This window comes from Nesterenkonia sp. LB17 (assembly GCF_022565915.1).
Classification (GTDB): Bacteria; Actinomycetota; Actinomycetes; order Actinomycetales; family Micrococcaceae; genus Nesterenkonia.
The window spans coordinates 12,265-24,732 of record NZ_JAJOYX010000002.1; the positions used below are offsets into that span (position 1 = coordinate 12,265).

Genomic DNA, 12,468 nt, shown 5'->3' on the forward strand with positions numbered 1-12,468 from the left:
AACCGACACACAGCTGAGGACGCCACCAAGCCCGGGACAGACGAACGTCTCCATCAGACCCAGTTCAGGTGAGTTGTCATTGCGCATAGGAGAAACATGACACCGGAAGCTCAGGGCCCGCCTCCCCGCGGGGCGCTTGGCGTCGTCATGCCGTTCGACATGGAGCTCGATGCAGAGCTGTGGCGCTGGCTTCCCGCCGGCGTCGACTTGTCGGTGACCCGGACGCCGTTCTTGGATGACGTTGTCACCGTGGAGTTCGCCCGGGAGGTGGCGCAGACGACAGTCGTCACCGAGGGCGTCCGCAGCGTCACAGCCGGTCGCGCGGATGTGGTCGTCTACGCCTGCGCGTCCGGGAGCTTCGTGCGTGGTCGGGCGGGGCAGGAAGATCTCGTTCGCGCTATGACGGATGCCGGCTCACGTGACGCAGTGACGACCTCCGGCGCCCTCGTGGAAGCTCTCGGCGCCCTCGGGATCACGCGTGTCTCGACGGCGACGCCCTATGTGCCGGCTTTGTCGCTCCTGATGGAGACATTCCTCGCTGAGTACGGCGTCACCGTGACCGGTCGCGCTGAGCTCGGGCTCGACAGGCGCATCTGGGAGGTCCCCTACGCGCAGACTGCGGAGCTGATCCGTCGGGCTGATACGCCCGACGCCGAGGCCGTCGTGGTCAGCTGCACAAATCTTCCTACGTACGACCTCATCGCACAGCTGGAGGTTGAACTGGGAAAGCCCATCATCACCGCCAACCAGGCCACCATGTGGGCCGGACTGCGGCGCCTGGGAAAGCTCGCGAACGGCGAGGGGCAGTCGCTGCTGCACATCACGGCCCAAGGCGAGCAGCGCGGTCTCGGACTCACGGCGCGGCCCCGCATTCGAAACTCCCGCCCGGCCGTGCCCGACTCGACGGAACCGTCGATCCTCCCCAAGACCTGACAGGCCGCTTGGCAGAGGCCTGGTGTGGTGGTGTCCGGTCATGGGTGGGACTGGGCCGATCCGGTGGATATCTCCTGATGAATCCCTATTCGATACAGCGACCCCCTGTTATTTCGGCTCAAATGAACATAGGTTGGCATCACCTGAACTCAGAGGAGCTGCCGTGAACCTGGACACGATTGAGCGAACTCAGAATGACCTGCTGATGAGAGTTCGTTCCCGTTTGAACAGCCGGAGCGCTGCGAAGGTGCTCAAGTCGATCGAAGCCGCGAAGGGCCCGCTTCCAGGGCATCTCAGGGCACAGGCCGATGAGTACGCCGCCGATGTGCTGGGTTCCAAAAGGTATGCCCCGTGGCTCTACATCTACAGCGCGATGGCCGGTGAGTTCCGAGAGGGGTGGATCCCCGACAACTACTACATGCAGGTGGTCCTTCCTGCGATCGAAGGTCGGTATGGCGACCTTTCTGAGATGCGGTCGATGACAGCGCGCGTCTTTGGGCAGGAAAAAGAGATTCCCGACCGCGGATACGTGGTCAAGGGCCGGCTGCTCAACGCGTCACTCGAACCGGTCTCGTCGTTGGAGGAGTTCACGGACCTCGTCTTTGCCGGGGTTGAAAAAGTGGCTTTCAAGGCTGACGCGAGTGATCGCGGCCGAGGCGTGCAGATTCTTGATCGAGACAGGTTCACGCAGATTGCTGCGAACCTTCCCGACGGTGTGATTCAGCCCTTCATCGACCAGCATGAGGCCTTTGCTCAGGTCGCGTCCCGCTCGGTCGGGACGCTGCGGATGACAAGTGTCCTCGAGCCTGACGGGCAGGTCACTGTCAGGGATGCCTACATGCGATTCGGACGAGACACGGATGACCACGTATTTTCAGAGTCGAATATTCGCCTTCTTCTCGATACCGCCACAGGCGTGTTCAGCTCGATCGGATACTCGGTGGACTGGCTCGAGATCGACCGGCATCCCGATTCCGGCTTCATCTTCGCAGGCAACGAGGTGCCGAACTATGCAGCGTGCCTCGAGGCAGTAAAACGGCTGCATCGGCGAATCCCGATGGTCCCGGTGATCGGTTGGGATCTGACTGTTGCTCGCGACGGTTCCGTCCAAGTGCTTGAGTGGAACAGCGGCCATAACGACATCAAGTTCTCAGAGGCGACGTCGGGGCCGTGCTTCGGGGGGCTGGGTTGGGAGCATCTAGGCCGGAACGGCGGAGCGACCCAGATCACCGGGTGATCGCGGGCGGCGGCCAGCTGCGGCAGGGAGACCCTGGACCCGCACCGGGTTCCACCGGGCTCTGTGCACAACCGAGTTCCCCGCCGCCTGGCCCCGGCACCAGCGGACCGATAATGTGGTTAACCGTGCCAGACCAACACGTACCCCAGCAGCCCGAGATCGCTCCGCTCGCACCAGGACTCCGCAGCGAGTCCTTCCGCGCGGCCCTGAACTCGGACGGCAAGACCGCCGACGCGCAGACCGCCGCGTTCGCTCAGACCGCCGAGCAGGGCTTCTACGAGCCCTGGTTCACCGACGAGCAGATCAACCGCATCGGGCGGATCCTGGTCGAGGACGAGCAGCTCCTGACCGGCGTCTACGTGGACCAGGACACCGCCGCGGATGAGCCCTGGGGCAACGCACTCAAAGAGGTCGGCTTCGACCCGTCCCACCCGGTCGGCACGTTCGTCGACTATGACAAGACGCTCAACGCCGGGGGACCGGCCGGCCCGCTGCCTGCACGGCTGATCACCATGGTCACCGTCAATCCGAGCTTCCGCCGCCGCGGCATCCTCAAGCACCTGATGACCTCCGCGCTCTCCCGCGCGGTCGAGGACGGCATGGCCGTGGCCGCGCTGACCGTCTCCGAGGGCGGCATCTACGGCCGGTTCGGCTTCGGCTGCGCCACCCGCGAGGCCAGCATCCAGGTGAACCTCGGCGAGGGCAGCGGGCAGAGCTTCGCGCTGCGCAGCGCGCCCGCCGGCCGCGTCATCTCCGCAGACCCGGTCAAGCTCGACGAGGTCATCGACACCAGCTTCGAGGCGTTCCACGACCGCACCCGCGGCTCCATCGGCCGCCAGCAGACCTACCAGCTGGTCAGCTCCGCGCGCTGGAACCTCGAGGACAACAGCGCCTGGAACCGCAAGCTCCGCGCCGCCGTCCACGTCCGCGAGGACGGCAGCATCGGCGGCTACGTGACCTTCAAGCACGAGGGCTGGGACACCGACCCCAGCACCATCCGGATCTATGACCTGATCGCCGCCGACGACCAGAGCCACCTCGCGCTCTGGGACTACATCGCCGGACTCGACATCGTCCGCCGCGCCACCATGAGCACCGCCGCACTGAGCGATCCGCTGCAGTCCGCGCTGGTGAACCCGCGCAGCTACCAGGTCCAGAAGCTCAGCGACGTGCTCTGGGTCCGGATCCTTGACGTGGTCAAAGCCCTCGAAGCCCGCGCCTGGACCGCCGACGGCGCGTTCCGCCTCGAGCTCGAGGACGGACAAGGCATCACCGGCGGCAGCTTCACGGTGAGCGTCGACGACGGCGCCGCCACGCTCACTCGGGCAGGTGACGGTGCAGCGCCGGTGACCTCAGACCTCCCGACGCTCCAGCTCAGCGTCGAGACCCTCGGCTCGCTCTACCTGGGCGACGTCTCGGTCCGCACCCTCCACGCAGCCGGAAGGCTCGGAGGCACCACCGCCGAAGACGTGGACCGGATCTCCCGGATCATGGACCTGGCCACCCTTCCCTTCTGTGCGACACATTTCTGAGCAAGTCATCGCGCTCGGGACAGCGGTTGATTCGGATTGGATTGCCGGTATAAACTGACACGGCGCGTTCTGCGCACAGAGTCGACCTGACATCTGATGCAGATCATGCTCGAAAGTCCGCTCTTCGGCGTCGCCGCCGGAATCGGGACCTGACGAGCTCTCCTGTTCATCTGTTGATCGCTTTGTGCGCCGGAGTGCCATCTTGCACGGCACGCCCGTGCACTGACCACGCCAGCCACAATCCATATCGGAGCCCCTACTACATGACCCCCACCACCACTGCCCCACAGGTCGCCATCAATGACATTGGCACCGCAGAAGAGTTCCTCGCCGCTGTAGACGCGACTATGAAGTACTTCAATGACGGCGACCTCGTTGAGGGCACCATCGTCAAGGTCGACCGCGACGAGGTCCTCCTCGACATCGGGTACAAGACCGAAGGCGTCATCCCGTCCCGCGAGCTGTCCATCAAGCATGATGTGAACCCGGACGAGGTCGTCGCCGTCGGCGATCTGGTGGAGGCTCTGGTCCTCACCAAAGAGGACAAAGAAGGCCGCCTGATCCTCTCCAAGAAGCGCGCACAGTACGAGCGCGCCTGGGGCGACATCGAGCGCATCAAGGAAGAGGACGGCGTCGTCTCCGGCACCGTCATCGAGGTCGTCAAGGGCGGCCTCATCCTCGACATCGGCCTGCGCGGCTTCCTGCCCGCATCGCTGGTCGAGATGCGCCGTGTCCGCGATCTCGCGCCGTACATCGGCCAGGAGATCGAGGCCAAGATCATCGAGCTGGACAAGAACCGCAACAACGTGGTCCTGTCCCGCCGTGCATGGCTCGAGCAGACCCAGTCCGAGGTCCGCTCCTCCTTCCTCAACAAGCTCGAGCGCGGCCAGGTCCGCACCGGCACCGTCTCCTCGATCGTCAACTTCGGTGCGTTCGTGGATCTCGGCGGCGTCGACGGTCTGGTTCACGTCTCGGAGCTCTCCTGGAAGCACATCGATCACCCGAACGAGGTTGTCGAGGTCGGCCAGGAAGTCACCGTGGAGGTCCTCGAGGTGGACATGGATCGCGAACGCGTCTCCCTGTCGCTCAAGGCCACCCAGGAAGATCCGTGGCAGACCTTCGCCCGCACTCACGCGCTGGGCCAGGTCGTCCCCGGCAAGGTCACCAAGCTGGTTCCCTTCGGTGCGTTCGTCCGCGTCGAAGACGGCATCGAGGGCCTCGTGCACATCTCCGAGCTGGCAGTGCGCCACGTTGATCTGGCCGAGCAGGTCGTCTCCGTGGGTGACGAGCTCTTCGTCAAGGTCATCGACATCGATCTCGAGCGCCGCCGCATCAGCCTCTCGCTGAAGCAGGCCAACGAGGGTGTCGATCCCGAAGGTGCCGAGTTCGATCCGGCCGTCTACGGCATGGATGCCGAGTACGACGACGCCGGCAACTACAAGTACCCCGAGGGCTTCGATCCGGAGACCAACGAGTGGATGGACGGCTACGACGAGCAGCGTTCCGTCTGGGAGGCCCAGTACGCCAAGGCCCAGGAGCGTTGGGAAGCGCACAAGAAGCAGGTCGTTGCAGCAGTCGAGGCCGACGCCGAAGCTGCCGCACAGGCCACTGTCGGTTCTTCCAGCTCCAGCTCCTCGAGCTCGAGCTCTTCCAGCTCCAGCAAGTCGGAGCCCGCTCCGTCGAACTACTCCTCCTCGCAGAACAGCTCCTCCGAGGATGCCGGCACGCTGGCATCCGACGAGGCACTGGCTGCGCTGCGCGAGAAGCTCACCGGAAACAGCTGAACCACACGGGCGGATCACTGATCCCGCCTGAGTGACACATAGAGAAGGCCGGTTCCACCCTCGGGTGGGACCGGCCTTCTCTATGTCTGCTGCACTTCTTCCAGAACACCAGCGAGAACACCAGCGAGGACAACAGCGAGGACGACGGCGCCGCGTCCAGCAGCGCCGCCTTCCAACGTCAGCGCTTCGTCGACACCGTCACGGTGAACCGCGCATCGCGGGCCAGCTGCTCGGTGGGCCCGACCTCCTTGGTGAGCACTGTGCGGTGCTTCAGGTGGGAGTTCCAGACGCTGTAGATCCGTCCGCCCGGTGCCAGCACCCGTGCCGCGGCCCGGATCAGCCGGTTCGCGGCGCCGGGGTCCACCGCGTTGCCCTGGTGGAACGGCGGGTTGAGCAGGATCACCTCGGCGGAGGCGTCCTCGAACCGGGAGAGCGCGTCGTCGCGGACCGTCTCGATCCGGTCCGCGACCCCGTTGGCCTCGGCCGTGAGCTGGGTGGACTGCACCGCGGAGGCCGAATGATCGGTGGCGATCACCTTCAGCTGCGGATGCCGCAGCGTCAGGAAGGCGCTCACCGTGCCGTTGCCGGAGCCGAAGTCGATGACGTACTCGGCACCGGGGAACCCCGGGTGGGCCTCCACGGCCTCGAGCATCAGCCTGGTGCCCGGGTCGAGCTTGGTGCCGCCATAGGTGGCGCCCAGGCTGCACAGGGTCAGCTCGGTGGAGCCCTTCCCGGGGATGCTGACCTGGTGGGTGTTCTTCCGCGGGGCAGAGGTGGGCACGCCGTCGCGCGGTCCGCGGGCGGTGAGCACCCGGGACTTCGAGCGGCCACGGCCGGCGGAGACGTCGGTGAAGTGCTTCTGAAGCACCTGGTTCATCGAGTGGTTCATGTGCTTGTCCCGGCCCACGGCCAGCACGACGACGTCGGCCGCCGCGTGCTCGCGGATCAGCCAGGCCCAGTCGTTGAGCGTCTCCAGAGACCGGGGCAGGTGCATCAGCACCGTGTGCACCCCGGTGAACGCGTCGGGCGCCTCCTCGGTCAGGCTGGGCAGCTCTTGGGGGACCGGCGCCGGCAGATCGGCGCGGCGGGCGTTGCCCTGCAGCGCACGCTCCGCGCCGAGCTCGTCGGCCAGCACCCGCACGGCGGACACGGCGTCTTCGACCTTCGCGCACACCGCGCCGGGCTTGCCGGCATCGGCTATCAGGGAGTGCAGGATCGGCAGGGTGAGCGCTCCGGAGCGGTCATCGAGGATCAGTACGCCCTCGCGCGGGTGGCCGTCGGCCCACCAAGCCGCGGCGGTGTCGAGCAGCAACAGGTCCACCGCCTCGGGCGGGGGACTGATGGGGGTGAAATCGAAGTTCTGGGTGAGTTCAGAGGGCTGGACATCGGGGGTCTGACCCGCGGGAAAAGGCATAGAGCCAGCTTAGAGGATCACCCTGTCACGGCTCCCGAACAGCTCAGCACCAGCTTCCCCCAAGAATCGTTACTGGAATGAGACGCCGGGACTGCATGCGGCTCGTTCCGGGAATTATTCGAGTGTGCTGGACTCAGATCAGGCCCCACCGGCGCAGGATTCGACTCACGAAAGTGCGTCGGCGGCCCAAATTCCATACCGTAGGGACGATCATCCCGCCTGTCAGGTGTCAGACCGCCAGTCTCGTGCCCCGCAAGGGAACCGAGGGTTCTGCCTCTGCCGGGCGCGGGCAGCGACTACACCCACGAAAGGCCAATGATGCTGCTCCGACTCCATAACATCTTCAGGCTGCGCACCAGCCCGATCCTCTTCTTCGGATCAGCCGCGATCGTGATCACGTTCGTCGTGCTGACCCTCCTGATGCCCACCGGCATGGGCGAGTTCTTCGGCACCGGCTCAGGCTGGATCTACGACAACCTCGGATGGTTCTACATCTCCGGTGTCACGATCTTCCTGATCTTCCTCATCTTCGTCGCCTCCGGACGCTTCGGCCGGATCAGACTCGGCGCCGACGGCGAGGAGCCCGAACACTCCAACATCGCCTGGTTCGGCATGCTCTTCGCCGCAGGCATCGGCACCATCCTGATGTTCTGGGCCGTGGCCGAGCCTGCCAACCACTTCGCCAACCCGCCCCGTGAGGGCCAGATGGGCGTAGAGCCACGCTCCATGGAGGCCGCGAATGAGGCGATGGGCTTCACGCTCTATCACTTCGGTCTGCACACCTGGACGATCTTCGCTCTGCCCGGCCTGGCCTTCGCCTACTTCATCTACAAGAGGAACCTGCCCCCGCGGGTGTCCTCGATCTTCCAACCGATGCTCGGCGACAAGATCCACGGCCCCATCGGCAAGTTCATCGACATTCTCGCGATCGTGGGCACCATCTTCGGCGTCGCGGTCTCCATCGGCCTGGGCACGCTGCAGATCCACGCCGGACTCGCCCGCCTGCTCGGCGTGAGCGATGCGGCCTGGAACTTCATCATAATCATCGCGGTGGTCACCATCATTGCCACGATCTCCGCGATGCTCGGCGTGAACAAGGGCATCAAGCGGCTCTCGAACTTCAACATCTGGACCGCCATCGGGCTGCTGCTCTTCGTGCTGATCACCGGCCCCACGGTCTTCATGCTGCGCGGCATGATCGAATGGACCGGCGTCTACGCCCGGATGCTTCCCGAGCTGGCGTTCTGGAACGACACCCTCGCCAACACCGGCTGGCAGGACGGCTGGACCATCTTCTACTGGGCATGGACCGTGGCCTGGGCGCCGTTCGTGGGCATCTTCATCGCCCGCATCTCGCGCGGCCGCTCGGTGCGCCAGTTCGTCGCCGGCGTGCTGGGACTGCCGACGCTGTTCACCATCATCTGGTTCGGCATCTGGGGCGCCGGCACCTTCGACATCGAGCTCAACGGTGACGGCGGCCTGGTCGACACCGTGCTCGACGACGGCGTAGAGGGTGCGCTCTTCGCGTTCCTCGCCGAGTTCCCGCTGGCCACGCTGACCTCATCGATCGCGATCATGCTGGTGGGCATCTTCTTCATCACCTCGATGGACTCCTGCTCACTGGTCCTCGATGACATGTGCAACGGCTACGAGGGACGCTCACCGCTGCACCAGCGCGCCTTCTGGACCATCTCCATCGGCACCATCGCCGCGATCCTGCTCACCGCCACCGGCGAGGGCGGGCTCCAGGCGCTGCAGAACGTCGCCCTGGTGCTCGGGCTGCCGTTCTTCGTCCTGGGCTACTTCATGATGTTCAACCTCTCCCGGGCGATGCGCGAGGACGCCGGCGAGGTCGGCTTCCTGGTCACCCGCCGCTGGCTCAAGACGCTGCCTCCGGAGGAGTACGAACGCCGCATGGAGGAGCCCGACCGCTCGCTCACCGAAGCTGTGGTGGCCCCGGATTACCACGAGGGCACCCAGCCGGAGAACGCGCCGGACGTGGATCACGTGGAGCAGCCACCGATCGTGGAGCAGTATCGGGTCCGCACCGGGGATGTCCCGATCGTGGATCCGGCCCAGGTGAACGGCTCCTACCCGAAGAACTGATCTGCGCCTGCTGAGGCAGTTCGCTGATCAACACCGAGATGCCCGGCTCTCCGATGGGAGAGCCGGGCATCCCTGTCAGCGGGTGTGTCGAGTACCGGGTGCGCTAACGTAGCGCCCATGAGCCAGAAGCGCAGGCCCCGGAACACCTCACGGACCTGGAAGGACGGGGCGCTCATCGCCGCTGTGGGCATTGCAGCTGCCGTCATCGTGGGCGCAGTGGTGATGGTCATTGCTCAGCCGGAACGTGACGTGGCCGAACCACAGAGCATCGTCGTCGTCGGCGATTCGAACACCGAGATGGACTCGCCCGACTTCGCCGCGGGGGAGATCGGTGACGACTCCTGGGTGTCCACCGTGCTTGCTGCCGGTCATCGCTTCGCGGGAGGTTGGGCAGTGGCGGGGTCTACCTCGGTTCAGCAGGCAGAAGGTCTCGACGACGTCGAGGGTGCAGACGTCCTGCTCGTGATGACAGGAACGAACGACCTGGCTCGGGGAGTCCCCTTCGAGCAGACCGCCCCGAGCCTGGATGCGATCGTCGCCAAGGCACCAGCCGACCATGTCGTGGTGCTCGCGATCCCGCCGCGTGACCGGGAGACCACGCCGACCAGCCGCGAATTCAACCGAACGCTGAAGGAACTCGCCGAGGACCGGGGCTGGGAGTACTTCGACGCCCTCGAGTTCCTCCGCAGCCCCGACGGCGGCTTCGTCCAGGGAATGACGAATGACGGACTCCACCTCACCCCCGAAGCTCAGGAGCAGTTCGGCGAGACGGTGGTCGATTACCTGAGTCGAGAGACTTCCTCCTGAGGCGAGGGCTCGGGTGCCGCGTTCGACGCCGCCGCCAGTTCCACGTCTTTCACGTCCTCCAGCGGCCCGGGGTCAGGCGGTGGCGCGGGCTGCGCCGGGGGAGTGCCGCGCACCGAGGCGTAGATGACCCCGCCGACCACCAGCACCCCGCCGCCGAGCTCCAGCCAGGTCGGGACCTCGCCCAGGGCGATCCAGGCCGCCAGGATCCCGACCACCGGCACCAACATCGAGAACGGGGCGACGGTGCCTGCCGGATGCCGACGCATCAGCCAGACCCAGATCCCCGCGCCCGCGACCGTGCCGAACAGGATCGTGTAGCTCAGCCCGAGCCAGGCCGGGATCGCCGCGATGCTGATCGAAGTGGCCAGCGCTGCCCCGATCTCCTCAGGCCCCTCCACCAGGAAAGCCACCGTGAGCAGCGGGATCGGTGGGACCACAGCCATCCACAGCACCAGCGCCATCGGCCGGTCGGTCTGGGCCTTCCGCGAGGCCAGGTTGCCCAGCGCCCAGCCGAAGGCGCCGAAGAGCACCAGCAGGAACGGGGTCCACCCGTCCAGGACGCCCCGGGAGACCCCCACCAGCCCCAGTCCCAGCACGGCGACGCCGACGCCGGTCGCCCGCCGCGCGGTGATGTGCTCCTTGAGCACCAGGGCGCCGAGCAGCACGGTGAACGGCGCCGAAGCCTGCAGCACCAGCGAGGCGAGCCCGGTGGGGAACCCGGCGGCCATCCCAAGATAGAGCCCGAAGAACTGCAGCGTGCCGAAGCCCAGCCCGTAGCCGAGCAGGTAGCGAACCTTCACCCCTGGCCAGGGCACGAACAGCAGCGCCGGCAGCGCCAGGATCAGGAAGCGCATCCCGGCCAGGAACAGCGGCGGGAACTGATCCAGGGAGATCCGGATGGCTAGGAAGTTCAGACCCCAGAAGACGGCGACGAGCAGGGCGAGCAGGGTGTGACGCAGGGGCATGGGTTCATCCTCCGGCACAAGACTGATCAGGTCTACTGAATGCTTCTGCACTGAGCGTGTAGGTTGCCTACATGCAGTCTCACAGCTCGGAACGCAGCCAGCAGCACGCGCGCTATTTGGAACCCCGCCACCTCGAGCTGCTGCGCGAGATCGCCGCCCGCGGCACCCTGGCCGCCGTGGCCAAGGCCACCCACCGCACCCCCTCAGCACTCTCCCAGCAGCTGCGCACCGCCGAGCGGGATCTCGCGGTGAAGCTGGTGGAGCCGGATTCGCGCGGGGTGCGGCTGACCCCGGCCGGGCAGCTGCTCGCGGAGGGCGCCGATGAGGTGATCTCCAGCCTGGCCCGTGTGCAGGCCCGGCTCGACGCCTCCACGGGAGAGCCTCGGGGATCGGTGAGCATCGGCACCCTGCCCAGCGCCGGGCAGGTGCTGCTCCCGCAGCTGCTGCGCCGGCTGCGCGACACCGCCATCACGCTGACCCTGGATGACTTCGACATCGCCGAGGCAGATTTCGCGGCCCGCGCTCTGGACGCGGACATCGTGATCAGTCATAGCATCAGCGGACGCGTGCCGCGCGGGGCCGAAGGGCTGATCAACACGGTGCTCACCCGGGAACCCATCGACGTCGTGCTGCCCGTCGAGCACGCACTCGCGACCAAGGCCGAGCTGACCCCGCACGACGTGGTCGATCATGACTGGGTCGGGGTTCCCGAGGGTTACCCCTTCGACGCGATCCCGGTGGCCATCGAACAGCTGACCGGGCGTCCGGTCCACCGGACGCTGCGGCTGCGCGACAATCACCTGCTGGAATCCCTGGTCGGCGCCGGGGCGGGGATCGGCCTGTTGCCGAGGTTCAGCACCCGGCCCGCACCAGGGGTAGTGCTGCGGCCACTGGTCGGCGTCAGCGCCTCCCGAAGCATCGTCGCGCTGAGCAGACCTGATCGCTACGAGCGTCTCGCGGTCAGGACGGTGACCGAGCATCTGGTCAGCATCGGGGCTGAACTCATGGGCGGATACTCGGTTCAGCACGGTTGACGCACGATCAACGCCGGTGAGTCTCATTTACACTCAAGGGATGCATCGAATCCTCTCAGTGGGCCTGACCGGCGGGATCGCCTCGGGCAAGTCAGCGGTCTCGAACCGGCTGGCTGAACATGGCGCGATCGTGATCGACGCCGACCTCCTGGCCCGGGAGGTGCTCGAACCCGGCACCGACGGGCTGCACGAGGTGGTCGAAGCCTTCGGGACCGGCGTGCTCACCGACTCTGGAACCCTGGACCGGGAAGCACTGGGCCAGATCGTCTTCGCCGATGAGGACGCCCGCGCCCGGCTCAACGCCATCGTCCACCCCCGGGTCCGCGAGGCCCGCAATGCGCTGCGCGCCCAGGCTCCCGAGGGTGCCGTGGTGGTCGAAGACATCCCGCTGCTGGTCGAGACCGGACAGGCCGACCGGTTCGACGTGGTCGTGGTGGTCGCAGCACCTCCGGAGCAGCGGCTGAACCGGATCGTCCGGGACCGGAACACCAGCCCCGAGGACGCCCAGGCGCGCATCGACGCGCAGACGTCTGAGGCCGAACGCACCGCCGTGGCAGACGTCGTGCTGGACAACTCCGGGACCCTGGAGGCGCTGCACGCTCAGGTCGATGAGCTGTACGAGAAACTCCGCGGGCGGGTCACCGCCCAGCAGTAGC

Annotated in this window: 10 protein-coding genes; 8 read left to right on the forward strand and 2 right to left on the reverse strand. The window is 66.3% G+C overall.

Going from position 1 to position 12,468, the window contains the following annotated elements; genetic code table 11:
- Positions 1-96 precede the first annotated feature (96 nt).
- From LTH96_RS03910 to rpsA, 4 genes are all read left to right on the forward strand, one after another.
- On the forward strand, positions 97-933 hold the full coding sequence (locus tag LTH96_RS03910; protein ID WP_241464462.1) for an Asp/Glu/hydantoin racemase: 837 nt from the start codon (positions 97-99) through the stop codon (positions 931-933).
- 163 nt (positions 934-1,096) lie between these two features.
- Positions 1,097-2,170 (forward strand): sugar-transfer associated ATP-grasp domain-containing protein, encoded by a 1,074-nt coding sequence (locus LTH96_RS03915; RefSeq protein WP_241464463.1) that lies wholly within the window; start codon positions 1,097-1,099, stop codon positions 2,168-2,170.
- Positions 2,171-2,295: 125 nt separating this feature from the next.
- Positions 2,296-3,702, forward strand: a complete 1,407-nt coding sequence (locus LTH96_RS03920) for a GNAT family N-acetyltransferase (protein WP_241464464.1) — start codon at positions 2,296-2,298, stop codon at positions 3,700-3,702.
- Positions 3,703-3,965: 263 nt separating this feature from the next.
- Positions 3,966-5,486, forward strand: a complete 1,521-nt coding sequence (gene rpsA / locus LTH96_RS03925; protein WP_241464465.1) for a 30S ribosomal protein S1 — start codon at positions 3,966-3,968, stop codon at positions 5,484-5,486.
- Positions 5,487-5,664: 178 nt separating this feature from the next.
- Here rpsA and LTH96_RS03930 read toward each other — a convergent pair whose 3' ends face one another.
- Entirely contained in the window at positions 5,665-6,900 is a 1,236-nt protein-coding gene (locus LTH96_RS03930) for a methyltransferase (protein ID WP_241464466.1), read from the reverse strand.
- Between the two features lie 318 nt (positions 6,901-7,218).
- Here LTH96_RS03930 and LTH96_RS03935 point away from each other — a divergent pair, with 318 nt between their 5' ends.
- Positions 7,219-9,006, forward strand: a complete 1,788-nt coding sequence (locus LTH96_RS03935) for a BCCT family transporter (RefSeq protein ID WP_241465067.1) — start codon at positions 7,219-7,221, stop codon at positions 9,004-9,006.
- A 117-nt stretch (positions 9,007-9,123) separates the two neighbouring features.
- Positions 9,124-9,813 carry an SGNH/GDSL hydrolase family protein gene (locus LTH96_RS03940; protein ID WP_241464467.1) on the forward strand — a complete coding sequence of 230 codons (690 nt, stop codon included), beginning with the start codon at positions 9,124-9,126 and terminating at the stop codon, positions 9,811-9,813.
- Here LTH96_RS03940 and LTH96_RS03945 read toward each other — a convergent pair.
- Entirely contained in the window at positions 9,786-10,778 is a 993-nt protein-coding gene (locus LTH96_RS03945) for an EamA family transporter (RefSeq protein WP_241464468.1), read from the reverse strand. The genes LTH96_RS03940 and LTH96_RS03945 overlap by 28 nt on opposite strands.
- 71 nt (positions 10,779-10,849) lie before the next feature.
- Here LTH96_RS03945 and LTH96_RS03950 point away from each other — a divergent pair, with 71 nt between their 5' ends.
- Entirely contained in the window at positions 10,850-11,812 is a 963-nt protein-coding gene (locus LTH96_RS03950) for a LysR family transcriptional regulator (protein WP_241464469.1), read from the forward strand.
- A 40-nt stretch (positions 11,813-11,852) separates the two neighbouring features.
- The gene (gene coaE / locus LTH96_RS03955; RefSeq protein ID WP_255727991.1) at positions 11,853-12,467 is read left to right on the forward strand and encodes a dephospho-CoA kinase; all 615 of its coding nucleotides are present in this window, start codon (positions 11,853-11,855) and stop codon (positions 12,465-12,467) included.
- Position 12,468: the final 1 nt, after the last annotated feature.

Bases quoted from the DNA above. Each gene is read 5' to 3' on its own strand.
- LTH96_RS03950 (WP_241464469.1), top strand. From the start codon at position 10,850: ATGCAGTCTCACAGCTCGGAACGCAGCCAGCAGCACGCGCGCTATTTG.
- LTH96_RS03945 (WP_241464468.1), bottom strand. From the start codon at position 10,778: ATGCCCCTGCGTCACACCCTGCTCGCCCTGCTCGTCGCCGTCTTCTGG.
- LTH96_RS03940 (WP_241464467.1), top strand. From the start codon at position 9,124: ATGAGCCAGAAGCGCAGGCCCCGGAACACCTCACGGACCTGGAAGGAC.
- LTH96_RS03930 (WP_241464466.1), bottom strand. From the start codon at position 6,900: ATGCCTTTTCCCGCGGGTCAGACCCCCGATGTCCAGCCCTCTGAACTC.
- LTH96_RS03910 (WP_241464462.1), top strand. From the start codon at position 97: ATGACACCGGAAGCTCAGGGCCCGCCTCCCCGCGGGGCGCTTGGCGTC.
- rpsA (WP_241464465.1), top strand. From the start codon at position 3,966: ATGACCCCCACCACCACTGCCCCACAGGTCGCCATCAATGACATTGGC.
- coaE (WP_255727991.1), top strand. From the start codon at position 11,853: ATGCATCGAATCCTCTCAGTGGGCCTGACCGGCGGGATCGCCTCGGGC.
- LTH96_RS03935 (WP_241465067.1), top strand. From the start codon at position 7,219: ATGCTGCTCCGACTCCATAACATCTTCAGGCTGCGCACCAGCCCGATC.